A 25869-nucleotide genomic window follows, 5' to 3' on the forward strand; every position below is an offset into this window, starting at 1 on the left:
CCTATGATCAAAACACAGGCATTATCTTATGGTGAACAATATGCGGTACAGGAAGAGGCACAGCGCAGCAAAGGGGATGGACGCAGCAGCATCCATTACCCTGCCCTGTTTCTGTTCGTAGGCGACAAGGTTGCTCCGGCCATCGGTCCGGTGCTGGATAGCTGCGAACGAAAATGGGATAACGCCGGCGGTGTTATGGCATTACATGCTGTGACAGGTGCGGCAAAAGAGGGAATAGACGGAAGTATAAGTGGATCTGTTGCGGGAGGAAAAGACCGGGTGCTGGCCATGGCCTTGCCGGAAACGGCAGGGTCAGATCCACGCACTGTGCGTCATGAACTTTACCGCAAGTTTCATGAGGATACACGTTATCTTGCTGAAATGAATAAAGTTATCCGGCGGCTGAGCAACAGTATAGCGGATTATGGACGTCTATATTCATCTTTTGACGTCATCCATCTCTCTATCATTACGCGGGTTGATGATCCGCTTAATGTATTGCTGCCGGAAATTACACTGCTGGCTCGTGCTGTACTCGGCCAGTCCTTTAAGTCCGTACAGACAGATCTCTACGCTCTGATCAATGAGCGGGAGCAAGGGGATAATTTTGGATATTCCAGCTCAGTAGGGCTGGCTTTTCTGCGTGAATTGGACAGAATGCAAGCTACGGACTATAAGTTTAATGCGCCGTTACTTGTGACGGAAGACGGTCTGTCGATTCCAGTTGCCCATGGTCCTTCCGCATTATTTGACCTTGTGTATCTGCTCTCCGATAAGAATGAGCGCGGTATGATGTCTGCACACGGTATGGATGACAACTACGAGATTATTTCTCATATTAGTCTGCTCAAAAATCGGGTCCGCCCGGCTTCTGATCAGGCTACTGGTCATGGCGGATATAACAATATGACCTTCAAAAGCGGCATCAGGGGCAGCACTGGAAGACAAGGCTACGCCTCTGCTGGCTTTTCCGGGGTAAGAAGACCTAATGTTCAAATTGCTTTGGCGGTGCTGTATCATGCGTTCCGGCGGCTTGTCTCCGATATGCGTGAGGGTAGTTCGTGGACTATACGTGAACGGCAGGCGTTGTTAGGGCTGGACCCTGACAGCTTGCGGGAACACGCGGTACACCTACTTCCGGAGAAAGACGGCCTGAATGAAATGACGGGGTTAATGAGTCACGGACGCCCTACCTATAATGAACTGAAGCAGCTGTCACTTCGTGAAGCTGAACGGCAGTTGTTCGGTGACGGGGGCGAAGCTTATTTCCGCAATAACTTTGTGGCAGAGTCAAACCGGAGAGTAGAGGGAATGAATCCATTACGCCAATGGCGCACTATGCTGGCGGCACAGGAAACATCTACGCCAGCGGTAAACTTTTATCAGCTTACGGAGTGGACGGCAGATCGTGATGAAGCCGGAAGTGTGCTCCATCTTTTACGTCAGCATATGGCAGGCTTACGTTCCGCGATTCTCTCCATGCAGGAGGAGCTTGAGGATCTTTACGCAGAAAGCGTGGAGCGCCAGCCGTTCCAGCGTGTGCCGCTTTTTGATAAAAGAACAGTACGTAACTTCATTCATTATTTATTCTCAGCCGTATATGGCAAAAAATATGAACTATTGGGCCTAGAAAGTGAGCTTGCCCTATGCAGTCGTTTGGAATCTGCACTTGAGCAGCTTCATATGGAAAGTATGGCTCGTGTGAAAGCTATGGAGACTTTGGAGGAAGAATTGCGTATTACTGTTATGGACAGCATTGGGCGAACAAACGAAACAACGGGTCAGAACGTAATGGAATACTACCGCGTAGTCACAGAAGAAGTGATGAAGGATATCGAAACCCGGCGTGGACCTGGAATATTCTTCAGTGAGAAGTACATGGGCAGTATCTCCAAGCTCTTAGAACAAGGGAAAGAAGCTGTGATTGAGCGTTTGATTGATATTTGCCGCCGGGAGCTGCTGACAGCAGAACCTTTTAATTTATCTTTTGAGGAAGAGCTTCTGCGGCGTGCAAATGTTGCGGCAGCCTATGAGAATCGTCAGGTTCTATCGAGGGAAGAGCTGTTCAAGCGCTTGTATCATAATTTGGAAGAGGGCGCGGCCATTAATGTTCGGCTATTCGAATACACGCAAGAGCATCGTCATGAGGAGAAATATTTCTTCGGAGACAGCTCATCAGAATTCCTACGCTACGCCTTTGGAGTGGATGAGACAACCCGGATTTACCGGTTAGGATTCGTGCATGAGCAGCGGAGGAGCGGAGTGGAGAAGCTAAACCTGATGGGCGGCTTTCATTTAGAAGACCTGCTCTATTATCGCAACGGTAAGGTCTATTATGAGACTTATGCTCAGAATGGCTATCAGCTCCATGGGCTGAGTGAAGATCAGCTTCCTGAGATGCGCTGATGGCGTAATAGATAGGTCCCCTCACTTTAAGTCCCTTTATTGCCTTGGTGCAATAGAGTCATCGGATATAACTCTTAATTAGATTTCTGGGATAGGGACATTTCTCCTTATTTCCACTGCACACTATGCAATAGAATAGAAATAGATGTTTCTCCTATTCCATTCTATTGCACAAAGTGCAATTTGGGGGATGATAACACATCCGGGTAGCCCGTTTATCAGGCAGCATAACCCCCGGAATGTTTAAAGGATAAGAGTACAATTCAGATTTTACCCGGAAAGGAAGTATAACGATGCAGAGAAAAATCAATCTGCTGCTGCTCTTCTTCAGTCTGATCGGCGGCGGGGTCGCCTTTCTTTTTGGCGAATGGCTGCTAAGCTGGTATAACGATCTGCCTTCCATCCTGCTTGTGGGTATTTATTTTGCTATTGTGGCGCTGGGAGTCGGTGTAGGCTGCCTGCTTGCAGAGATGATCTCGCCACGACTGAACGGAGCTTCATGGAAGCAGCGCTATCTGGGGTTATCGTGGAAGCTGCTGCCTCTGATGATTGTACTTGCACTTGGTGTTGGAGCTTTAACGGAGTTTGTTTATGAGCTGAATTTTGGCGGAGCCAGACCAGTTAAGAATGTAGTAATGGCTATCGATGACTCAGGCAGTATGACACAGAGTGATCCCGATAATAGCCGGTATTCCGCAGCAAAAGCGTTAATTACAAAAATGGACACTGACAATAAGGTAGCCGTGGTGACCTTTAACAACGAAGCGGTAGTTGTCCAACCTTTAACGCCACTCTCAAATTCGGAGAATCGTGAGAAGGTGCTGACTGCAATCGATAATCTGCAGCCAACCGAAGGCGGCACGAATATTAGCGGTGCGGTCTCAGAGGCACTCAAGGAGATTGACAGTGACGGCAAAAAAGACCAAGGAGCCATGGTCATCTTGTTGTCTGACGGAGTGAGTAATTTCGATACCACAAGAGAGTTGCAGGCTTATGTAGAGCGCGGTATTGCCGTGAATACCATTGGTCTGGGCTTGAATGATCCAGCAGGCACTCAGCTGTTGCAGGATATTGCGAGAGTGACAGGCGGACACTATTATGATGTCAAGGATTCAGCCCTGCTGGGCGATGTGTTCCAGCAGATCTATGACCGTCTGGGAGATCGGACGCTGCTAACTGAGCGCAGTGATTCAACGGCAGACAGTCCTTATTATGCTGCGGTTCGTATTTTGTCACTGATGTTGATGGGAGCTGCGCTTGGATTAGGTCTGGGAATTATGTTTGATAACCGTCATTTGGCTAAAAGCTTTGGGATTGGCGGCGTAATATCAGGCTTGTTCGCAGGACTGATTCTGGAATTTGGACTTAGCGGTGACTCCTTTACAGATAGTCTTATTCGTCTTCTGGCTGTTCTTATATTAGCTGCTATTATTGCATTATTTACAGGCGTCATTCCGGTAGGAGAAGGACGTATTTATCGAAATAGAAGAAACAATAACGCAGCGCCTGCACCAGCATCGGATAACTTTCCGGGTCGGCGCAGAAGCCGGAACAGCAAAGGATTCTAGTGTAGCGGAAAGGGGTTTACAGTAATGAGGTACGCCGAGGTTAATGCTTCCGCTCCGGGAATAACGGATGTGACATCTCAAGTGGATGACCGATTCTGTACGCTGAGATGGCGCTGGCCGGACGGCGTGCAGGCGGTGTACATCCACAAAACCTCCGCAGAAGCGGCTGACATAGGAACCGGAGATGATCCGCCGGTCGGGATGAAGCTCTACACTCGTGAGGAATACAAATCTAACAATGGTTATCGTGATCGATTGGATGAGATCGGATTGATATCCTATACGATATTTGCTCGTCTTGCTGAGAACGGTGAGACTGCCCTGGTGAGGCAAAATGATGGTGTGAACCGGGTGATGGTCAGTGCAGGCAAAGCCCGGATCTATTATTCCATTCAACAAAAAAAAGCCTTATTCGGAAAACAAAAGACCGTACATATGGCGATTACGGCAGAAGTGCCCGTGGCACGGGATGTCCTCTGTTATGTCAAGAAACGTGGAGGGCATCCTGCAGGGAAAGAGGATGGTATTCTCTTTCCCTTCGTCCAGGATTTCGCTCCTGGACGCAATGTACTTCCGCCGATTGAAATCGGTAAGGATGATTTTGTACGCATCTTTTTCACCGATGGCAAGAAATATGGGCTTTATTACGAATTGGTACCGGAGTGAGACTGGGTCTACGCGTACAAGCGGGTAATGAGCAGTGCGTTCATAGCAAGTACGTAGATACAACTTTTGGGAGGATGAGTAGATGTCTTTTTTTAGCCGTTTTATGAAAAAGAATCAGCCGGAGCCGCGGCCGCTTTTTTACGATATAGTGTGCCCGTATTGCTTCACCAAGTTCTCTCCGGAGGATGTCGTCTTTCGGGCTATGCACAGCCGGGAGGACGATGAAAATTACGCATTGGGTGAGGATGACGCCTTGAACAAATACCGTGAGCGCTTTGGGCTTGATACGGTAGATGACATAGAAGCGATTATCAACCCGGCGGATATTCCGGAAGAATATCATCATTACACGGATCATGTGTTAACTGGGCTTACGGATCGTTACGGTGTGCTTACGCGCAGACGGCTTTGCCCGTCCTGCCATAATGAGCTGCCGGTGACTGCCGGGAAGGTGCCAAGTAACATCATCTCGATTATCGGGGCATCCCAAGTCGGGAAATCGGTGTATATGACCTCGCTGATCCACACATTGCAGCATACTACAGCAGGTCATTTTGATGCCGCTTGTATGCCGCTTAATGCAGAGATTAGCCGTAAGTTCCGTACATTGTATGAGGAACCGCTTTTTGAGCGTGGAGATCTGTTGGCTTCTACACAGAAGGAAAAAATGCAGGAGCCTTTTATCTTTCAATTTGTCTTTAAGGATGAAAATAAACCGCCACTGACACTTGTATTCTTTGATGTAGCAGGTGAGGGTATGGTGGATCAGGATTATCTTGGACTTCATGGTCAGCATATCAAGAACTCTGCGGGTATTTTGTTTATGGTCGATCCGCTGCAAATCCGTTCTATCCGTGAAAAGATTCATATTAACATCGGTGACCGCCCGGGAGAATGGGTCTCACAATATGACGAGCCGCGCGATGTGGTGCTGACGATGTTCGGTGATTTTATTGCCTATCAGGAAAAGAGCAAAACAGACATTCCAACAGCGGTTGTGCTTGCCAAAAGTGATATGCTGCATTCACTGAAGGATGAGGATGGCGATTACATCAAGTCCAACAGCAATGTGTTCAATAACTATGTTCACCGCAAAACATTAAACATGGACGAATTTCATAATATCGACGGGGAAATTCGCAGATTTATTGGTAAGGTGGACAGACCCTTTAAAGATACAATGGATGTTTATTTCGCGAATACGGGTTATTTTGCAGTATCTGCGTTGGGCAGCAACCCTGTGAATCAAAAGATTGAGGGTGTAGTTAGCCCGATTCGTGTAGACGAGCCTTTTATTTGGCTGCTGCATAAGCTGAAGTATATTGAGGGGAGCGACGGCCCGTGAATGTTTTCTCAGGGTCAACAATCGCCCAACAGATGTACACCCGCGAACGTCGCGGAGTGTTTCGTTCCACAGAAGGCTTCGATACGGTAGCGAAATCAGATAGTCTAGACAATAATTTTGTGAAAAAAATCCTTCATCCCTTCTGCCTCTACGATGCTCCTGCGGAGTTAACCGCACGTGGAGAGAAGGATGAGGCTGCATATCCTGGTGCGCTGCACCTATTTCATGCTGAGAACGGGGATACAGTTATTGGGCTTAGTCGTTATCAAGCGGCCGATTTCACAGGCCAACGAAGCGCTTTTTTTGCACATAACTATGTAGTTCCTGCTTCACGTTCCGAAGAAATTGTGCAGAGCTATGGAGACTGGCTGCATGCTGATTTTGCAGAGCGTTATACGGGAGAGCTTGGTGGAACCTTGCCGGAGCTGCCCTCTATTCCAGTTGTTCGCACAGACCGCAGCCCTGATCCAATTGCAGGCTTACGCCTGTTAGGGATTGATGAAGGGATATTCAAGGCATTATTGCAAGCGGTGATGCTCTCTGTAGCAGGTAAGAAAAAAATCTACGTGGCTCTAAACGTACCTATCACCGAGTTGTCCGCGCGGGCGGTGGAGCTTACAGAAATTCTGTATAGCGTGCTGCCGTATGAATTCCGCCGTAGATTAGGCGTGATTACGTATGCGAATGAACCGCAAAGCCGTAAATATATACATCTTAGCTTTGTGGAAAAAGGTTCACTTCGTCCCGGTGACCGCAGTATTGAGAAGGATTATACCTTTGATTTGGCTTCCGGACGGATGGGGAATGTCGATTTTGGCGAGACCCGCCAGCCTTATGCTGATTTGGTGTGGAAGCTGTTACTGCTGAATCCAGGAGATATTAACGACTTCGTAAGCTTCGCCGATCAGATTCTGCGTGGAGAGAGTCCTGAGCACAAGCTAACCCTTTCTTTCTATAATGAGCTGGCTATATTTTATGAGATTGAGCAAGGGAACGAGCATTTATATACGGAAAACAAGAGTGCGGTGCTAAGTGGTTTGCTTTCTTACCTTAAACCAGACGGTGCAATTCATTCTAGAATCCGCTTGAATGATATTTTCCTAGAAAGATTTGACCGGGAATTTGATCTGATTCGGCAAAGAAATGTGCCAGATCCGGCGATTATGGAATGCTTTAAAGAGTATTTTGTACTTAAGGATCACAATTACAGGGTCAGAATCGTGGATTATTTCATCAATGGGATGCTTCATAGTGTGGAAGCGGGCCGCAAGGATATTTTGAGTGCTGCTTACGGGATCATTGAGAGTAATGATGAGTTAAGTGCAGCTTACTTCCAGCGCGTGATGTCTGAAACTTATTTCCGTAAGCAGCTGCTTGAGCCTTACATGGAATCAAGACTAGCTGCGGCGTCCAGATCTGCGGATATTCTGAGCTTTGTGCTCCATTGGGGGCGGTTCCTGCCAGTGGCGTTAGAGCAGTCTTTTGCTCAAAATGCTGTGAAGGATTATTTGCTAGAAAAGCTCCAGCTGGAGCATGATCCGGTGGCTTCTGTGGCGGAAATTCATGAAATTGTAGATAAGGCAGAAAAAGATCGCCGCAAAGGAACAGGAGTTGCTCCTAAGGCACTCTCCCTAATGCAGGATCTTGCTGCTTCAGCAGATAGATTCTTACTGAACCGCTTATCGCTTTCTGATATGACGCAGGAGGAGCTTCTGGAGGTAGTTTTTTTACGGTATGGTAATGTTGTCGATTGGCAGCCGCCACTGGATAGGATTAGCAAGCAGAAAGAGAATGCGCTGCGTGCCGCTTACCGCTGGTTTGGTGAAGAGAAGCCGAATGAGGAGATTTTTACAGGATTGTCTCCGCAGGAACTAGACGATGTGCAGCTACTGGGTCGTCGTTTGCTAAAAGAGGCGCGTGTTCTGGAACCCTTTGAACGGCTTCCGCTAGCCTTTTACTATACAACTCAGCGTGAAGGGGGTCCGCTGGATTACGATGCGCTTCTGGAGCTGTTAAAGCGTAAAGCCGGTTCCGACAAAGAAATCATCTATCGGTTTTTTGCTTGGTCGCAAGGCAATCCTTTATTTACGGTTTCGAATAAAAAGCTGCAACCGGGTTACCGTAAGGCGATTCTGAAGTATTTCCTGAGCAGTGATCGTGAAGCGTTCAAGAATCGGGAATTCCGAAAGAACTATGTCGCGGCAGCTCGGCCTGCTCTGCAAAATGTGTACAATGAAGCCCGCTCCCAACTGGCTTCCCCGCTGGCGCGCTGGATCAGCCGCAGCCGATTTCGACTCTTAATCTCCGGCTCCATTACGGGTATTCTGGTGATTATTGCAATTATCGTATTCAGTATGCTGCGTCCGGATGATACGAAGACGGCTCTGCCGGGGACAAGCCCTGAGCCGACCCCTGTCCAGAGTGCAGGCAATATGCTGCCTCCGGCTTCAGTATACTTGAAGGATCAGAGCGTCGAAGGAGATAAGGGGAGCAGCATATTGGTGTTCACCTTCGCAAGTGCAGATGACTGTGTGCAGTTTCAACCGACTGAGGTTAGTTTAATGTCTTCGTCTACAGAGATAGATAAAAGCTTTAAGGTCGCTGCTACAAATGGCACTTGTCCAGTGCCGTCAACGGATGGGACGGATGAGGGAAACACCGCTGACGAGTCAGATACCGCTGGCACTACTGGAGGAACAGCAGAAGGTGCAGATGCTACTAATTCTGTAGCTGATGCATCTCCGTCTCCTACGCCTTCCTCTGATACTGAGAACAGTACTGGGTTACCTTCCGCAACAGCTGTGACTGAAGGTGAACAACCTTCCTATCAGGTTGAGGTTACATTGGAGTCTGGAGCGACAATTCTAGAGAAAAGTATGATCAAAGCCGGAAGATTTACATTGATCGTAGATCTCGATCCTAATATTCCACCAGCTTCTGATTCAAGTGCTGAACCCTCCCCGACTGCAAGTCCGGATGGAACAGTCGAATAACAAGCTTTCTGAACAGCAATAACTACCGGAAGGTGGCGTATTGCTGTTCATTTTTTTGCTGCCCATACTAAGCTTTTCTATAGACATGCTATGTATTAATAGATATGATTATGGATGTCAAAATAAGATACTACATACTGGAAAAGGTGCAGACTAAATCAATCTAGTCGTCTGCTTAAAAGGGAAGTCCGGTGCAAGAGTCCGGCGCGGTCCCGCCACTGTATGTGCGGAGCGTTTCTTCTATAAGCCACTGCCCCGAAGGTAGGGTGGGAAGGTGAAGAACAGCGATGAAGCATTAGCCAGGAGACCTGCCTTTTTCGTGAGCGTTTCTATTCTTCGTGGGGTAAGAATGTGGAACATATACAGATGGACTGTTGGCAGGAAGCAAGCGCCGCAGCCTCAATTTGTAATCTTCCCTGACCGCCCTCCAAAGGGGCGGTCTTTATGTTATGCGTCTTATTCCCGGCAGTACCCATTCTTATACAGAAAGAGGTTAAACAATGAAGAAAATCATGTCTTCCAAGTTTGTAGCACTTGGGCTGGCCTTATTCATGGTCATTTCAATTCTAGGAACATCTCTTGCTCCGGCGGGACAAATATTTGCAGAAGCGAGCGCTGGCGCCGGTCTGGAGGCAACTGCCGCGGAGCGGATTAATGTTGCGGATGCGACTTATGCGGCTGCAGAATATCTCTTGAAAGGTGGCGTGCAATCGGATTGGCAAGCCATTGGATTAGCGCAAGCAGGGTACAAGCTGCCGGCTAGTTACCTTTCAGAGCTTGAGAAAAAAGTAAAGGATGCAGCTGGCGATTTCACCAATGTAACCGATTATGCTCGAATCGTGCTCGCAGTGAGAGCGATTGGTGCAGATCCTACTAGCTTTGCTGGTAACGGAACGACTCCTGGCTATAATCTGATTGAGAAAATTTATAATAATAGCAAGCTCAGTGAACAGACGCTTAATAATCCGGTATATGCTTTACTTGCGCTGGATTCTGGTAAATATAATATCCCAAGTGACGCGAAATGGACGGCGGATAAGCTCCTTACGGAGATTCTCTCCAAACAGAATCCGGATGGGGGCTTTGCACTAACCTCAGGTGCAAGTGAGCCTGATATGACAGCGATAACCTTGACGGCTCTGGCGGCACATAAAAATAATCCCGAAGCCTACTTAGCAGGGCTACAAGCCGTAGCTTGGTTATCTACAGCTCAAGATAGCCATGGGGGTTACGGTGACAGTGCTGAAAGTAGCGCACAAGCAATCCTTGGACTCACCTCCTTCGGAGTTGATCCTAGTGGATTAGAATACACCAAAAACAAAGTGGATCTAATGGAGAACCTGCTTAGCTATCGTCTAGCTGATGGTAGCTTCACCCATAGCCGTGGTGGAAGCAGTAATATTCTGGCGACAGAGCAAGGTCTTCAGGCGCTGGTTGCCTATAATTTGCTATATAAAGGAAGCAACAGTAAGCTATACGATTTTTCCAAATCCTCCATTCAGAGCTCACTCATCTACGCTCCAGTAACGATTGAGGGACCACAGGCCACGTTGGCACAAGGGTACGCCTATGCTGGCAACGCACTTGGAGCGTTAGAGAAGCTGGCGCTTCAAACGAACTTGCCGATCACAAATCCTTCGGGCAGTTATGTGACTGGCATCGGAAGTATTGCTGCTGGAAGCTTTGGTGGTTATGACGGATGGATGTATGTTGTATCACGTGACGGAAAATGGATTAATCCCGATGTAGGCATGAGTGATTTTGTACTTAAAGATTCAGATCAGGTACTGGTTTATTATGCCGGAGATGACACTAAGCTTGTGGATTCCGTTACGCTTTCCAAAGCAAATCTTAAAGAGGGCGATTCCTTTACCGTCACTGTAACTAGTAAGACGTGGAAATGGGACGCTGCTACGAACACTTCCTCTCCTGTAACTGCAAAAGCTGCGGGTGTTCAGGTCCAAATTGGAGCTCAGACGGTAACGACGAATGCTAAAGGTGAGGCCGTATTCTCAGGAAATATGCCCGCAGGTGACTATACACTGACTGTAACTGGCTACCGTGAAGGCAAAGCCCCAACGATTGCTAAATATACAAAAGCTCTAAAAGTGATTTCTAAGAATGTAACAGCTTCGCTAACCGTTGAAGGCCCGGAAGGGTTGATTAGTGAGGGGACTTTGAAAGCCTCCAATGCCCTTGAAGCGTTGCAACAACTAGGGTCTACCGATGATTTTAAAGTAGATATCACCAAATCGTCTTATGGCAACTTTGTATCAGGTATCCATGGAGTTTCGCAAGGTACTTACGACGGATGGTGGAGCTTCGTGGTATCACGCGGCGGGGAGTGGATATATCCAAGTGTGGGTATGGATGCGTTCGAACTACAGGAATCCGATCGTGTACTTGTCTATTATGCAGGAGAAAATACACAGGTTGTAGATGCTGTGGTGCTTACCCCATCACAGCCAAAAGCTAATGAAGCTTTTACTGTAAAGGTTTCACAGAAAAAGTGGGTGTGGAATCAGGAAAGCTTAACTTCTGATCCGGTTACCTCACCGGCTGCAGGTGTGCAGGTTTCGGTTGGTGATAAGAAGGTAATCACGAATGAACAAGGTGTGGCTGTTGTTGATGGGGGTCTCCCAGCAAATAGCTATACAATAACTGTTACCGGTTATGCTAAAGATAGCGTACCGAGCGTAGCGCGTTATACTCAGTCTCTGACTGTCGGATCGTCTGTTATTGCTCCAGCAAAAGCTACCGCTACCCTCTCAGTGATTGGAGATAGCCGGAAAGGAACCATCCTAGCCAGTACAACAGTAGCTCTAAAAGAGGGCGAAACGGCTTATAGCTTACTAGTCAGTCAATTAGGGACTAAGGTAGTATCATCCGGCAACGCTGGAAGCATCTACGTGAAATCTATTGACGGGTTGGCTGAATTTGATGGAGGTCCAAGCAGCGGATGGAAGTATAAAACGAACCGGGATGCTGATCCAAGCATCAGTGCAGACAGTTATATTTTGCAGAACGGTGATACTTTGTACTGGTACTATACCTCTGGAGAATAAGGAAGAGGAAGTTTGATTAGGCGGGCACACATGGATTCGGAGTAATAGCGGATCGGGTGCCCGCCCTTTTTATATTTGAGGAAAGTCGTTTTATGACAATATATACTTTTATTCGACACAATATTTTAAAAATCATCAAACTCTTAGCCCTTCCGACCGATAAAAATAGATAGATCATAAGATAATGTGAAGGCGGAGTGTAGATGAAAAATTTGAAAGTGAAATACAAAATAGGGCTGCTTTTGGTATTCGCAGTAATTATGGTGAATGCTGTAGGGGGCATAGGCATCATCACAATGAACAAAATGGCCGAAAAGACAAATGAGACATATAATGAAAATTTATTGCCTGTTTCTTACGTAGGGCAGATGCGTACGAATAATCGGGCTATTGAATCCTATCTTTTGGAGCGTTTGATTAGCGTTGATGCCAGCAAAAACAAAGAACTTTCTGAGAGTATCCAAGTGAAGGTTCAAGATAATAATGAACTTATGAACAAGGTGAAAGCGATTCAGTATAATGATCCTGCTATTGTAAGTAAAATCAAAGAGTATGAGTCCTTTTTGCCAGATTATCGTGCACAGCGGGATAACATTATAAAGATTGCTGATAGTAATCATAATCAAGAGGCCTATAAAGTATTTTCAGGCGAATTTAACGAATCCCGTGAAAAAATGATCAACCTGCTTAAAGGAATTAGTGATTCTTTGCTTAAAGATGCTGATGAACACAATTCAGGTTCCATGGCAACCGCTAAAAGCATGCGTGTAAACAATACCATAATGATTACTTTCGCTTGGGTGATTTGTATCTTGATTAGTATTGCAATCATTCGCCTGATAACAAAACCGCTTAAAGAACTGCAAGGACTAATGAAGCGGGCAGAAGATGGAGATTTGACCGTGGTAGCAACGTACACCGCCAAGGATGAGATCGGCCAAATTAACAGTTCATTTAACAATATGCTGCAGGGCTTGCGGAAGATGATGCAAGGGATTGCAGAGAGTGCAGAACTGCTGTCAGCTTCATCGGAAGAGATGAGCGCTAGTGCTGAGCAGACCTCATTGGCTTCACAAATGATCGCTGTATCTTCTGGAGAGATTGCCGCGGGTTTTGATGAGCAGACAGAGAGCATTAACAGTACAACACGTTCCATAAAAGCAATGACCAATGATATTGCAGCCGTAGAGGGCAGCAGCTATGAAATGTCGGATCTAATGGGAGTAGTTTCCGGTTCATCGGATCGTGGAGTAGAGGCTGTAGACCAAATCATTGTGCAGATGAAGGAAATTGACCTCAGTGTAACTCAGAGTCAGGAGATTGTTTCTAATCTGGGGACATTGTCACAAGAGATTAATACAATTATTACAACGATTAACGGTATTGCTACACAGACGAATCTGCTTGCGCTCAATGCTTCTATAGAAGCAGCACGGGCTGGTGAGCATGGACGGGGATTTGCTGTAGTTGCTGGAGAAATTCGTAATCTGGCGGAAGCAACTAGAAATAGTTCTTTGCGGGTTACAGATATTATTACACATATCCAAAAGCAAACCGAAAGCGCAGTAGAATCCATGGCTTTGGGTACTGAGCTAGTCACCAATGGCGTAGTTCAAAGTCATCTGGTATCTCAAGCTTTTCATGAGATTCAGACTTCCATTAAAGAAGCTACCTTACAGACAGCGGAGATTAGAGAAGCGGTTGCTCATGTGGCCATGGAATCACAAGGTGTCGCAGCAGCTATGGAACAGGTCAACGTTATATCTAGTAAAGGTGCAGAAGGTGTTCAGGACACAAGTGCAGCGAGTCAGGAGCAACTATCCGCAATGGAGGAAATGTCGGCTTCAGCTCAGTATTTAGCGGTGCTCGCAGAAGATCTGCAAAAGACATTGTCCAGCTTCAAACTATAGACTTCATAATAATATTAAAACAGCAGAGCAGCGGTTCTCCAGTAACGGAGATCGCTGCTCTGCTGTTTGTGGTTATAGCAGATTGGGAGCAAGTGCGAGCCAACTGATCTCAGTTGGTCAAGGGGAGGGATGTAAGCTGGTCTCAGTAGGTCAGGGGGGAGAGATGTAAGTTGGTTTCAGTAGGTTGCCGGGTAAACATATGCTATGTGACCTCCAGCGACACTAGAGTCAAGACGGAGGCGTGGAAACAATAAAAACCTTGGGGATGCTCGGTATGCTCGTACTCCGGAACCTGTACCCCGTACCCCGTACCTCGTACCTCGTACCTCGTACCTCGTACCTCGTACCTCGTACCTCGTACCTCGTACCTCGTACCTCGTACCTCGTACCTCGTACCTCGTACCTCGTACCTCGTACCCCGTACCCCGTACCCCTAGTGTTCCCGGCTGATCTCTAGTTTTTCAAACACACTGTCTACTTGATATTCCCCAGTTTAAGGTCATCTGGGTCCGATGCGTGGAGTCATACTCATCCTCATATGCTATCGGACTCAGTAGCCGCTATTTGCCCATTTATCGCCATTGGAGCGAAGTTTCGGACTCCAGTGCAACTATTGGTGTGGAAAACACTGATAACGGGTGTTTTTTGCACCAATAGCGGCTATGAGGTCCGATAGCATCTGAAATATAGCTAAATCCAGCAATTAAGGTCTTCTGAGTCCGATAGCGTGGGCTCATACTCATCCCCATATGCTATCGGACTCAGTAGCCGCTATTTCCATATTTATCGCCATTGGAGCAAAGTTTCGGACACCAGTGCAGCTATTGGTGTGGAAAACGCTGATAACGGGTGTTTTTTGCATCAATAGCGGCTATGTGGTCCGATAGCACCCGAAACAGAGGCAAATCCAGCAATTAAGGTCATCTGGGTCCGATACCGTGGGCTCATACTCATCCCCACTGGTTTGGCGGACACAGCAGACGCCATTCGCTCATTTATCGGCTTTGGAGTGGAGTTTCGGACACAGCCGCCGCCGTTTGTACATTTATTGGCTTTGGAGTGGAGTTTAGGACTCAGTAGCCGCTATTTCCATATTTATCGCCATTGGAGCGAAGTTTCGGACACCAGTGCAGCTATTGGTGTGGAAAATACTGATAACGGGTGGTTTTTGCACCAATAGCGGCTATGTGGTCCGAAAGCACCCGAAACAGAGGCAAATCCAGCAATTAAGGTCATCTGGGTCCGATAGAAAAACTCGGGAGCATGAATGTGGTTGGATTAAACAAAAATTAGTGTTTAGTTCAAGACCAAAAAAAGAGGGAATCCCAACAGCTAGTTCACAGCTGTTGGGATTCCCTCTTGATTTTTTCAAAAAAACTCAGCGTGTATCCTTCCAGAAATTCAGAGGTTTCAGATCTGAGCTAATGACGTGGAATGTATAGCCTTCTTTTTTCAATGACTCTAAGATACGCGGAAGTACTTTAAGTGTAGCTTTTTGATCATGCATCAGAATCACTGGATTGGTCTGCGATTTCTGCAGCTTATGAACCTGATTCATAACCGAATTATAGATCGTTGTACTAGCATCCTTGTATTTCCAATCCTCTGAGTCCACGTTCCAATCCCACAGATGATAACCTTGAGCCAAGACTTTATCTCTAAAGGCCTTTGTGAAATAAGGCTTGCTTCCATAAGGAGGACGAATCAGTGTAGTGCTTTGACCTGTAATCTTTTTCAAAATGGCGTTATCGTTATCCATCTCTCCCAGCGCAGCCGCAGGTGAAGCATAAAACTTCTCTTTCCGGTGCGTCATTCCATGCAATGCGAGACCATGTCCTTCATTCGCAATCCGTTTCACTTGCGCAGTATGCTGGTTCATATTCGGTCCGATCATGAAAAAAGTTGCCTTCGCATCATATTTTGCCAAAATATCAAGCAATGTAGAAGTTGTAGCCGTTGGCCCATCATCAAAGGTGAGGTATACGGTCTTACCTTGCTTCCCAACAGTTGGCGTAGAAGTTCCAGGAGTTGCGGTTGGCTTCAATTCCTTTTTAAACTTACTTACAAATGTTGCATCATCTAATGTAGCCGAGCCATCTTTTACACGCAATAAATATTGATCTGCTTTAAAGGAAATTCCAAAACCAAGATAAGAGGTCAATTTCAGTGGAACCATTGTTTTTCCGTTTTTCAAAAATGTACTCATGGATATGGTCTTTCCATCGCCTAGAGTAGCTGTTGCATGATCATTCAGCAGTTTGATTGATCTGTTCTGACCTGTAACTTTTATCCCATCGCTCACTCCAGTTAGCGTTAACTTAAGTTCCTGTGATAGATCACGTAGAGGAACGTAATAGGTATCTTTTACCGAAACTGCTTCAATAGTTGTTAACTTATCGTTCACACCTAACCTAAGGGAGCCTGCACCTGCTGCATTCACTGAATCTATCGCTCGTATTGATCCGGAACCAATGAATAATACGATTAATAATAGCCATACTTTCTTTAAAGACATCGTCAAAAATCTCCTATCTATGTATATTTGTCTATTACCTTATCATACATTGATAGAATGAAATTTGAGAGATTGTAACCCCCAGCAGAATAATTTGTTACCTTTTAGAAGTTAACTGTGATTTCAACCACAATCATAAAAAGCACGCGACTCCAGCTAAATACTGGCGCATCAACAAAAAATGGTTAAAATCACCCTGTTTTGCGCAGAATAGATGTGTCTAAATTAGCAACTTTAGTAAACTATTGAACAAAGTTTGAACGGAATTTTTCAACCCATAAACAGCGCCGTTACAGTGATCTTTATCATACTATTAGAAACTTGTAACAAATTGATCACACATATTTAACTTGTTCGCCATTATTAAGGTCTTTTTTAGGCTAAATGGAAAAATAAGTCTTTTGCTTTCTTCCCCATAAATTCTTACTATATATTAAGGTTAATGTTGAGGGTTAATAAAAGAAGTATTGAAGGAAGGAGCTTAAGCATGAACAAAAAGGGACCGTTATACGCTTTATTTCTCAGCCTAATTTTACTCTTGCCAGGATGCAGTTCAATCGCTGTTCTGAATCCGAAGGGGCCGGCTGCAAGAACTTTATCTGACACGATCATTCTCTCCATTGTTATGATGCTCGGCGTTCTGGCAGTTGTCTACATCTTATATGTCTTTGTGCTTTTGAAATACCGTGCTAAAAAAAGCAACGAAGATTATATTCCTCCTCACGAGGAAGGAAACAAATGGCTGGAGGCTATCTGGATTACCATTCCGATTATTATCGTGGCATTCCTCTCCGTAGTCACCGTCAAAACAACAGTAGATGTAGAAAATGTTGCAGCGGATTATAAAGATCAGAAACCGCTTGTAATTTATGCTTCCTCCTCTAACTGGAAATGGCATTTCAGCTACCCAGAAGAAGGTATCGAAACAGTAAACTACGTTAACATTCCAGTTCACCGCGCTGTAGAGTTCAGACTGTATTCTTTCGGTACGATCTCAAGTCTTTGGATCCCACAATTGGGAGGACAAAAATACGCGATGAGCGACATGATCACAACCTTGCATCTTTCAGCTGATACTGTAGGTTCTTATGTCGGAAGAAATGCGAACTTTAATGGTAAGGGTTTTGCCCACATGGAGTTTGAAACACTTGCGATGACAGATAAGGACTATCAGGAATGGGTGAAAGACGTTAAAGAAACGGCGGGTCCACTGACGGAAGATGAATTTAAAGGTCTTTTGGAAATGGAACATGTCGGACGTAAAACGTATACGAATACTCACTTATCCTTTAGCCCGCCTCCGGGAAGCCATGGTGACCATATGAGTAATGGTGGCACTGAAATGGATACGGATAACGGAAGTATGGAGCATCAGGATAATAAAGAAATTCACCCGACTCCAGCACCATCCAGCGAGACGGAATTCAACACCGAGCCTAATCCAGAACTGGATGAGCCGACACCTAGTTCTCCATTAGAAGAGAGCACAACACATGACGGACACTAGTCAATGTTAATTGAACAACTTGAAAGGAGCGATTCCTAATGGATTGGGATAAATTTAAGGTCCACGGCGAACCCCTGATATACGGAGCTATGGCAAGTATTGTTCTGGCTACAATCGGGATTATCGTCGGCCTGACCTATTTTAAAAAATGGGGATATTTATGGCGCGAATGGTTGACTACTGTTGACCACAAACGTATTGGGATTATGTATATCCTCGCTGCATTGCTTATGCTTTTCCGCGGCGGCGTTGACGCTATTATGATGAAGCTGCAAACAGCAGCCCCGGACATGAAATTTCTTGACGCACAGCATTACAACGAGGTATTTACAACACACGGCTTGATTATGATCCTTTTTATGGCCATGCCGTTTATTATCGGTCTGATGAATGTTATCGTTCCGCTGCAAATCGGTGCTAGAGACGTTGCCTTCCCGCGTCTGAATGCTGTCAGCTTCTGGCTCTTCTTCTTTGGAGCTATGCTGCTTAACATTTCGTTTGTTATCGGGGGATCGCCAGATGCTGGTTGGTCCGCATATTTCCCGCTAGCAAGTCTAGAGTTCAGTCCAACGGTGGGTAATAACTATTACTCGCTCGCACTACAAATTTCAGGTATTGGTACGCTCCTCACAGGCGTTAACTTTATTGTAACGATTCTGAAAATGCGTGCACCAGGCATGAAGTTGATGAAAATGCCGATGTTTACTTGGTCCGTATTGATCACCAACGTAATTATCGTATTCGCATTCCCTGTGCTTACGGTTGCACTCGCGTTGATGATGTTCGACCGGTTGTTCGGCTCTCAATTCTTTACGATGGCCAATGGCGGTATGGATATGTTATGGGCCAACCTGTTCTGGGTATGGGGTCACCCTGAAGTATATATCGTTGTCTTACCGGCATTCGGTATTTATAGTGAAATTATCGCCACCTTCTCTAAAAAGAACCTGTATGGATATACATCCATGGTATTCAGTATGTTGATCATTTCCCTCTTGTCCTTCCTAGTATGGGCTCACCATTTCTATACAATGGGTCAAGGTGCTATGGTTAACAGCTTCTTCTCGATTACAACCATGGCCATTGCCGTACCAACAGGTGTGAAAATATTTAACTGGCTATTTACCTTACGAAAAGGGCGAATAACCTTTACGACACCTATGCTATACACCCTGGCCTTTATTCCGATCTTTACGATTGGTGGGGTAACAGGTGTCATGCTGGCTATGGCCAGTGCCGATTACCAGTACCATAATACGATGTTCCTGGTTGCCCATTTCCACTACGTTCTTATTCCGGGTGCGGTCTTCGCCGTTATCGCAGGGTTCCATTACTGGTTCCCTAAAGTATTCGGTTTCCGTCTGAATGAACGTCTTGGCAAGCATGCCTTCTGGTGGATTATCATTTCCTTTAACGTATCGTTCTTCCCGCTGTTTATTCTCGGACTTAAGGGTATGACCCGCCGACAATACACCTATTCTGCGGATACCGGATTTGGCCCGCTGAGTATGGTCTCATTCGTAGGTGCGATCGGTCTCGCTATTGGATTTGTAATCCTGGTTTATAACATTTACTGGAGTACTCGTTACGAACCAAGAGATACTGATGGAGATCCGTGGGATGCACGTACTTTGGAATGGGCAACGAAAAGCCCGATTCCAGCTTACAACTTCGCAGTGGTTCCAAATGTAAAAACACGCGATGCTTACTGGTCTGCTAAACAAGATAAAGTACCGCTTTTTGAAGATAAGATTACTAAGATTCATATGCCTAGCAACACAGGAAAACCATTTGTTCTGGGTGTTATCTTCTTCATTGCAGGGTTCTCTCTGGTCTTCAGTCTTTGGATTCCAGCGATCCTCTCTGGAGTAGGTATCCTCATTGTTCTAGCTGCTATGTCCTTTGATCGGGATCACGGATTCTACATCCCAGCAGAAGAAGTTATTGCTACTGAAAAGAAATTGCGGGGTGAGACAGTATGAAAATAGATGCGTCTAAGCCGCTTGAATACTCAACAGAAGAGAATAGTAATAAAATCTTTGGCTTCTGGGTTTTTCTAGGAGCGGAGATTGCACTGTTCGCTACGTTGTTCACTGTTTATTTTGTAATGGTAGACCGTTTTGCCAGCGGCCCTAGCGGGCCGGATCTTTTCGAAATTGGTCCAGTAATGATCGAAACATTGCTGCTGCTGACAAGTTCGTTCACGATTGGTCTTGCAGTTCATGCCATGCGGCATGGTTACCAAAAAGCCATGATGGTCTTTTTCGGACTAACCCTTCTAATGGGCCTCGGCTTCCTTGGTATTGAAATCACGGAGTTTGTCACTTATGTTCACGAAGGGGCTACACTTCAAACCAGTGGTTTCCTATCCAGTCTCTTTGTACTGCTGGGAACACACGGAGCTCACGTATCGTTCGGTTTCCTGTGGGGTGCGGCTATTCTAATCCAGTTGAAGCGTCAAGGTATTAATCCGGCTACGGCCAATAAATCCTTTATCTTCTCGCTGTACTGGCATTTCTTGGACGTTGTCTGGATCTTTATTTTCAGCTTCGTCTATCTGAAAGGACTGATGTAGCATGATGAAGCAATTGTTTCCAATTCGCCATGTGATGGGTTTCTTAGCCTCTCTTGTCCTTTCTGTGGCTGCACTTGCTGTAATCTACCTTGATCTATCCAACACTGCGAACATGGCTATCCTGCTTGTTACAGCCCTCATTCAGGCTTCCTTGCAGCTCTTCCTGTTCATGCATATTGGTGAATCAGCAGATACCAAGAAAGAACTTTACATCAATATCGCCTATGCCTTATTCGTTGGTCTAGTTACGATATTCGGTACGCTCTTCATCTTCGTATGGGGCTGGTATGCTTAATTACAGACGCTAATACTCAAAGGGACGTCTCTAAAGCCAAAATGGCTTAGGGACGTCTCTTTTTTTGCGTTTATTTAGGAGGTTTATTGTAGCGGATGCCCGGAAATGTGCGTCTTTTTAGGCAATAGCTGCACTGGAGTCCGGAACTTCGCTCAAAAGGCGGAAAATGTGCGAATAGCGTCATCTGGGTCCGAAAGCTACGGGGGAGATAAGGGGGGGCGGCGCGATCGGACTCAGATGATCTTAAAAGCGGGAAACAGCGGCGTTTGGATTGGTAACGGACCCCAAAGTCGTTATTGGTGTAAAAGGCGCCCGAAATGAGCGTCTTTTTGGGCAATAGCTGCATAGGAGTCCGAAACTTCGCTCAAAAGGCGAAGAATGTGCGAATAGCGTCATCTGAGTCCGAAAGCCAGGGGGATGAGGATGGCACAACGCTGTCGGACTCAGGTGACCTTAAAAGCTGGAATCAACGGTATCTAGAATTCTAAGGGACCCCATAGCCACTATTGGTGTGAAAAATGCCCCAAATGAGCATCTTTCTTGACAATAGCTGCACTGGAGTCCGGAACTTCGCTCAAAAGGCGGAAAGTGTGCGAATAGCGTCATCTGGGTCCGAAAGCTACGGGGGAGATAAGGGGGGCGGCGCGATCGGACTCAGATGATCTTAAAAGCGGGAAACAGCGGCGTTTGGAGTGGTAACGGACCACAAGGTCGTTATTGGTGTAAAAGGCACCCGAAATGAGCGTCTTTTTGGGCAATAGTTGCAACTGAGTCCGAAACTTCGCTCAAAAGACGAAAAATGTTCGAATAGCGTCATCTGAGTCCGAAAGCTACGGGGGATGAGGATGGCACGGCGCTGTCGGACTCAGGTGACCTTAAAAGCGGGAAACAGCGGCATTTGGAGTGGTAACGGACCCCAAAGTCGCTATTGGTGTGAAAAATGCCCGAAATGAGCGCCTTTCTAGGCAATAGCTGCACTGGAGTCCGAAACTTCGCTCAAAAGGCGGAAAATGTGCGAATAGCGTCATCTGGGTCCGAAATCCATGGGGGATGAGGGGAACTTGGCGCGATCGGACTCAGATGATCTTAAAAGCTGGAAACAGCGTCATTTGGAGTTGTAACGGACCCCAAAGTCGCTATTGGTGTGAAAAACGCCCCAAATGAGCGCCTTACTAGGCAATAGCTGCATAGGAGTCCGAAACTTCGCTCAAAAGGCGAAGAATGTGCGAATAGCGTCATCTGAGTCCGAAAGCCACGGGGAATGAGGATGGCACGGCGCTGTCGTACTCAGGTGACCTTAAAAGCTGGAATCAGCGTTATCAGGGTCCTAAAACTACTGTGGATGAGGTTGGCTCGGCGCGATCGGACGTAATTTTGATTAATAGCAAGGGATAGATAGATCCCCAAAGGATAATCTTGGGGTTTTTTTGTTGACATATAAATCAAACTGTATTAATAATAGTAGTACAGTTAATACACACCATAATGGATTTAATGCAAGATAGTGGAAGGAGGAAGGTTATGTTCGAACTGGACGTTCGTAGTCGGAAGCCGATTTATGAGCAGCTGACCGATAAGGTCAAGGAGATGATTCTGCATGGTATTTTGCAGACGGATGAACAGCTACCTTCTGTAAGGACGTTATCCCAGCAGCTAACCGTGAATCCCAATACGATTCAGAAGGCTTACCGTGAATTGGAACGTGAGGGGTATATCTATTCATTACAGGGGAAAGGAAGTTTTGTAGCCCCGATGAAAAAAGAACAAAATGCGATCAAAAAAGCGGAAGTCCGGAACGAGTTGCTGAGGCTGATGGCGGAGGCGGTATACCTTGGGTTCACCGCAGCTGAGATTAGTTCTTTGTACCAACAAGTGGAGAAGCAAAGAGAAGGAGGGAAGAGTGATGATTGAGATTCGGGGAGTCAGCAAATTATTTCAAGGCGAGAAGGCAGTCGACGATATCTCTTTAACGGTACATAAAGGAACAATTTATGGGCTGCTCGGCTCTAATGGCGCAGGCAAAACAACGCTGCTCAAAACATTGGCGGGCATCTACTCTCCAGATAAGGGGACCGTGCGGGTGGATGGTGAAGCGGTATTCGAACACCCGACGACTAAGCAACGGGTTATTTTTATGCCGGATGCTCCTTACTTTTTCCCACAATCCACCATGCTGCAAATGGCGGCCTTCTATCGCTCGATTTATCCGAGCTGGAATCAGAAGCGTTTTGAAGATTTGGGAACCGTATTTCAGCTCGATAAAAAGCGCAAGCTCAGTCGTTTCTCCAAAGGGATGCAGCGGCAAGCGTCATTCTGGTTATGTTTAAGCTGTATGCCGGATGTGCTGATTATGGATGAACCGATTGACGGATTAGATCCGGTGATGCGGCGTCAAATCAAAAACCTGCTATTTCAGGAGGTAGCTGAACGCGAGTTGACGGTAATCATTTCTTCCCATAACCTTCGTGAGATTGAAGATCTGTGCGATCATGTCGGGATTATGCATGGTGGGAAGATGTTGATTGAGAAGGATCTGGATGATCTTAAGGCGGATACACATAAGATTCAAGTGGCGTTTCGGGATGAACGGCATGAGATTCCGTTAGCTGCCAAGCTACAAGTTCTGCATCAAGAGCGCCGGGGAAGTGTGAACCTATATATTGTAAAAGGGGATCGTGAACGGATCAAAGCGGCTTTTCAGGTGTACGAGCCATACGTATTCGATTTGCTTCCATTAACGTTAGAAGAGATCTTTATTTATGAAATGGGGGATGTCGGATATGACGCGCAGCCATTACTACTTTAATAGCAGTATTTTTCGCCAGAACTTCCGCCAGCATGGCTGGATAGGGATTATATATGCACTCGGCTTATTATTTGCACTTCCATTACAGCTCTTCATGAGCAGCAATCCGGATGCAAAACCGCAGGAAGTTGATCATTTATTTCGCATAGCTGGTAGTGTGCAAGCCTTGTTTATCATTACGATCCCAGTTGCCGCAGGACTATTCTTATTCCGATACCTTCAGGCAAAATCACCCGCAGATCTTTGGCATAGCCTGCCTTTACGCAGAGAGCATTTATTTACAGCTCATCTGACGAGTGGACTTACCTTACTATTGCTGCCTGTTTGGTTAACTGCTGGGGTGGTTGCCGTTGTTAAGCCGTGGAGTGGTAATTTTTATATTTTTCAAGGCGCAGATATTTGGCAATGGTGTATTACAGTTAGTATTCTGACTTTGTTCCTCTTTTGCTTTAGTGTTTTTGTGGGAATATGTACGGGCCAATCTATTCTTCAGGGAATTATCATTTATATTTTGCTTATTCTTCCTGCTGTACTGATCTCATTAATCCACAGCCATTTAGCTATGTATCTTTATGGATATGCAAATGCAAACTCTAACTTGCGTGATTCTATTTCGCAGATATGGTCTCCTTTTGTTCATATCGTGTATTATTTTACCGGCAAACCCTTCACCAATACAGAATTATGGATTTATGGGGTATTGGCACTTCTATTTATCGGGTTGTCGTACCTGTTATACCGTAAACGTAATACGGAAAAAGCGGGTCAGGCTATTGCCTTTGGATATTTCAACCCACTGTTTAAAGCAGGGGTTATGTTATGTGCCATGCTTATTGCCGGTAATTATTTTGCGCAAATGAAGCAACAGCAAATGGGCTGGGTGATTGGTGGATATGCCATCGGAGCCATTATTGGTTATGTTGCCGCAGAAATGATTGTTCGGAAAACATGGCAGATTATGACGCGTAAAATGGTAGCTGAGTTTGCAGTTTATGCGGTAATGATAGGGTTACTTCTGTATATCCCGGTATCAAGTGTTACGGGGTATGAAGCCAGAGTGCCTTCCGGTGATAAGATTAGCGGTGTATATATGGGAGCTAACTACCGGTTGTATACCCCAACGGATGATTTGTACACTACACCCTACATGGGGCAGAACCCTTTTTCCGATGATAAAGATTATATAGAAGCTGTCCGTAAACTCCATCAAGCGGTAGTTGCAGTACGTCCAGAACTTACCTCACGACAATACGTTTATGAATATTTTACTCTGGCTTATCAATTGGAGAACGGCGATAAGCTAGTGAGGGAATACTGGATCCCTAATAAGGGGTTTGAATCAGAGCTCGAGGCGGTTAAGGATACCGAAGCTTACAAGTATGAAAAGTATGATTTAGCTCTCTTAGACAAAGACCTGGATTTTATGTGGGTTACTAACAGGAATAAAAAAGTAGCCATTTCTGATCCCGGGGAAATTTCAGAGCTAAAGGAGATTATCAAACGCGAAATTTCGAATATGTCCTACGAAGTACAAATAGATAAGGACGGAAAACCTGATGTGGCTAATATCCAAGTAGAGGTGAAGACAAAAGAGAACAGTAATCAAGTTATTACAGATTATGGTTATTATTATCCATGGAAATCTTCTTTCCATGAGCTTGAAAAGTGGATGAACGAAAAAGGTTATGCCGATAAAATACAAATAACAGCTGAAGATATCCAATCGGCAGAGATTATAAAAGATGATTATATGGACGAGCAAACACCTAAGAACCCTACTAGTCCTGAACAAAGAGTAGCGCTTGCACGCGAAAAGAATCGTACGGCTGTTACGAAGGATAAGACATTATTAACAGATATTTTGGACCATCATTTCCATTATGGTGTTGAGAATGGCAACTACATTGTGAAGTTGATGTACAAAGAGGGTTATAGCGATTTCGTAATGTTAAAAGAATCGGATATGACGCCTGAATTGAAAGCATTGCTGAAATAAGTTAAGAATAAGTTTAGAATAAGGTAAGTAAAAGATTACAGATAAAAGACTACTGGTTTACATAAACTGGATAGTTGGATTATGCTTTTGGAGATACGATAAGGATGAAATGGAACTTTCAGGTCAGCCTCTGAACCAGTATATTCGTTTCCGGTAAAATAACATCGCTGTATTAACTGGTAAGGAGTTTTGTATTTAGGTGAAGCCCGACCATGGACGATA

Annotated in this window: 15 protein-coding genes and 1 riboswitch; of the genes, 14 read left to right on the forward strand and 1 reads right to left on the reverse strand. The window is 45.6% G+C overall.

The window, feature by feature from the left end:
- Positions 1-3 precede the first annotated feature (3 nt).
- From NST40_RS04530 to NST40_RS04560, 7 genes are all read left to right on the forward strand, one after another.
- Positions 4-2406, forward strand: a complete 2403-nt coding sequence (locus NST40_RS04530) for a transcription initiation factor TFIID (protein ID WP_081387491.1) — start codon at positions 4-6, stop codon at positions 2404-2406.
- A gap of 293 nt (positions 2407-2699) precedes the next feature.
- Positions 2700-3974: a VWA domain-containing protein gene (locus NST40_RS04535; RefSeq protein WP_076129588.1), complete on the forward strand. Its 1275-nt coding sequence runs from the start codon at positions 2700-2702 to the stop codon at positions 3972-3974.
- 24 nt (positions 3975-3998) lie between these two features.
- Entirely contained in the window at positions 3999-4640 is a 642-nt protein-coding gene (locus NST40_RS04540; protein ID WP_076219741.1) for a beta-mannanase, read from the forward strand.
- Positions 4641-4722: 82 nt separating this feature from the next.
- Positions 4723-5985: a hypothetical protein gene (locus NST40_RS04545; RefSeq protein ID WP_076129587.1), complete on the forward strand. Its 1263-nt coding sequence runs from the start codon at positions 4723-4725 to the stop codon at positions 5983-5985.
- Positions 5982-8978: a glycosyltransferase gene (locus NST40_RS04550; protein WP_342410442.1), complete on the forward strand. Its 2997-nt coding sequence runs from the start codon at positions 5982-5984 to the stop codon at positions 8976-8978. The genes NST40_RS04545 and NST40_RS04550 overlap by 4 nt, the downstream gene beginning before the upstream one ends.
- Positions 8979-9105: 127 nt before the next feature.
- Positions 9106-9309: riboswitch (cobalamin riboswitch) on the forward strand.
- 169 nt (positions 9310-9478) lie between these two features.
- Positions 9479-12043, forward strand: coding sequence for a DUF4430 domain-containing protein (locus NST40_RS04555; protein WP_076276825.1), 2565 nt, complete (start codon positions 9479-9481; stop codon positions 12041-12043).
- A gap of 203 nt (positions 12044-12246) precedes the next feature.
- Positions 12247-13953 carry a methyl-accepting chemotaxis protein gene (locus tag NST40_RS04560; RefSeq protein WP_076276826.1) on the forward strand — a complete coding sequence of 569 codons (1707 nt, stop codon included), beginning with the start codon at positions 12247-12249 and terminating at the stop codon, positions 13951-13953.
- 1378 nt (positions 13954-15331) lie between these two features.
- Here NST40_RS04560 and NST40_RS04565 read toward each other — a convergent pair.
- On the reverse strand, positions 15332-16468 hold the full coding sequence (locus NST40_RS04565) for a polysaccharide deacetylase (protein WP_076129583.1): 1137 nt from the start codon (positions 16466-16468) through the stop codon (positions 15332-15334).
- Between the two features lie 487 nt (positions 16469-16955).
- Between NST40_RS04565 and qoxA the strand changes: the two genes are divergently transcribed.
- From qoxA to NST40_RS04600, 7 genes are all read left to right on the forward strand, one after another.
- Positions 16956-17975 carry a cytochrome aa3 quinol oxidase subunit II gene (gene qoxA, locus NST40_RS04570; protein ID WP_036680822.1) on the forward strand — a complete coding sequence of 340 codons (1020 nt, stop codon included), beginning with the start codon at positions 16956-16958 and terminating at the stop codon, positions 17973-17975.
- A gap of 38 nt (positions 17976-18013) precedes the next feature.
- Complete coding sequence (qoxB, locus tag NST40_RS04575) at positions 18014-19957, forward strand: cytochrome aa3 quinol oxidase subunit I (RefSeq protein WP_076129582.1); 1944 nt, start codon at positions 18014-18016, stop codon at positions 19955-19957.
- Positions 19954-20550 (forward strand): cytochrome aa3 quinol oxidase subunit III, encoded by a 597-nt coding sequence (gene qoxC, locus NST40_RS04580; protein WP_042124373.1) that lies wholly within the window; start codon positions 19954-19956, stop codon positions 20548-20550. The genes qoxB and qoxC overlap by 4 nt, the downstream gene beginning before the upstream one ends.
- Before the next feature lie 4 nt (positions 20551-20554).
- The gene (gene qoxD / locus NST40_RS04585) at positions 20555-20845 is read left to right on the forward strand and encodes a cytochrome aa3 quinol oxidase subunit IV (protein WP_036680878.1); all 291 of its coding nucleotides are present in this window, start codon (positions 20555-20557) and stop codon (positions 20843-20845) included.
- A gap of 1521 nt (positions 20846-22366) precedes the next feature.
- Positions 22367-22756: a GntR family transcriptional regulator gene (locus tag NST40_RS04590; protein WP_036680827.1), complete on the forward strand. Its 390-nt coding sequence runs from the start codon at positions 22367-22369 to the stop codon at positions 22754-22756.
- The gene (locus NST40_RS04595) at positions 22749-23651 is read left to right on the forward strand and encodes an ABC transporter ATP-binding protein (RefSeq protein ID WP_036680830.1); all 903 of its coding nucleotides are present in this window, start codon (positions 22749-22751) and stop codon (positions 23649-23651) included. The genes NST40_RS04590 and NST40_RS04595 overlap by 8 nt, the downstream gene beginning before the upstream one ends.
- The gene (locus tag NST40_RS04600) at positions 23605-25647 is read left to right on the forward strand and encodes a hypothetical protein (RefSeq protein ID WP_143759854.1); all 2043 of its coding nucleotides are present in this window, start codon (positions 23605-23607) and stop codon (positions 25645-25647) included. Before NST40_RS04595 ends, NST40_RS04600 begins: the two co-directional genes overlap by 47 nt.
- Positions 25648-25869 lie beyond the last annotated feature (222 nt).

The organism is Paenibacillus sp. FSL R10-2778 (assembly GCF_038593035.1).
GTDB lineage: Bacteria > Bacillota > Bacilli > Paenibacillales > Paenibacillaceae > Paenibacillus_AQ > Paenibacillus_AQ odorifer.

Coding starts and splice junctions, on each gene's coding strand:
- NST40_RS04530 (WP_081387491.1), top strand. CDS start 4: ATGATCAAAACACAGGCATTATCTTATGGTGAACAATATGCGGTACAG.
- NST40_RS04535 (WP_076129588.1), top strand. CDS start 2,700: ATGCAGAGAAAAATCAATCTGCTGCTGCTCTTCTTCAGTCTGATCGGC.
- NST40_RS04540 (WP_076219741.1), top strand. CDS start 3,999: ATGAGGTACGCCGAGGTTAATGCTTCCGCTCCGGGAATAACGGATGTG.
- NST40_RS04545 (WP_076129587.1), top strand. CDS start 4,723: ATGTCTTTTTTTAGCCGTTTTATGAAAAAGAATCAGCCGGAGCCGCGG.
- NST40_RS04555 (WP_076276825.1), top strand. CDS start 9,479: ATGAAGAAAATCATGTCTTCCAAGTTTGTAGCACTTGGGCTGGCCTTA.
- NST40_RS04560 (WP_076276826.1), top strand. CDS start 12,247: ATGAAAAATTTGAAAGTGAAATACAAAATAGGGCTGCTTTTGGTATTC.
- NST40_RS04565 (WP_076129583.1), bottom strand. CDS start 16,468: ATGTCTTTAAAGAAAGTATGGCTATTATTAATCGTATTATTCATTGGT.
- qoxA (WP_036680822.1), top strand. CDS start 16,956: ATGAACAAAAAGGGACCGTTATACGCTTTATTTCTCAGCCTAATTTTA.
- qoxB (WP_076129582.1), top strand. CDS start 18,014: ATGGATTGGGATAAATTTAAGGTCCACGGCGAACCCCTGATATACGGA.
- qoxC (WP_042124373.1), top strand. CDS start 19,954: ATGAAAATAGATGCGTCTAAGCCGCTTGAATACTCAACAGAAGAGAAT.
- qoxD (WP_036680878.1), top strand. CDS start 20,555: ATGAAGCAATTGTTTCCAATTCGCCATGTGATGGGTTTCTTAGCCTCT.
- NST40_RS04590 (WP_036680827.1), top strand. CDS start 22,367: ATGTTCGAACTGGACGTTCGTAGTCGGAAGCCGATTTATGAGCAGCTG.
- NST40_RS04595 (WP_036680830.1), top strand. CDS start 22,749: ATGATTGAGATTCGGGGAGTCAGCAAATTATTTCAAGGCGAGAAGGCA.
- NST40_RS04600 (WP_143759854.1), top strand. CDS start 23,605: ATGAAATGGGGGATGTCGGATATGACGCGCAGCCATTACTACTTTAAT.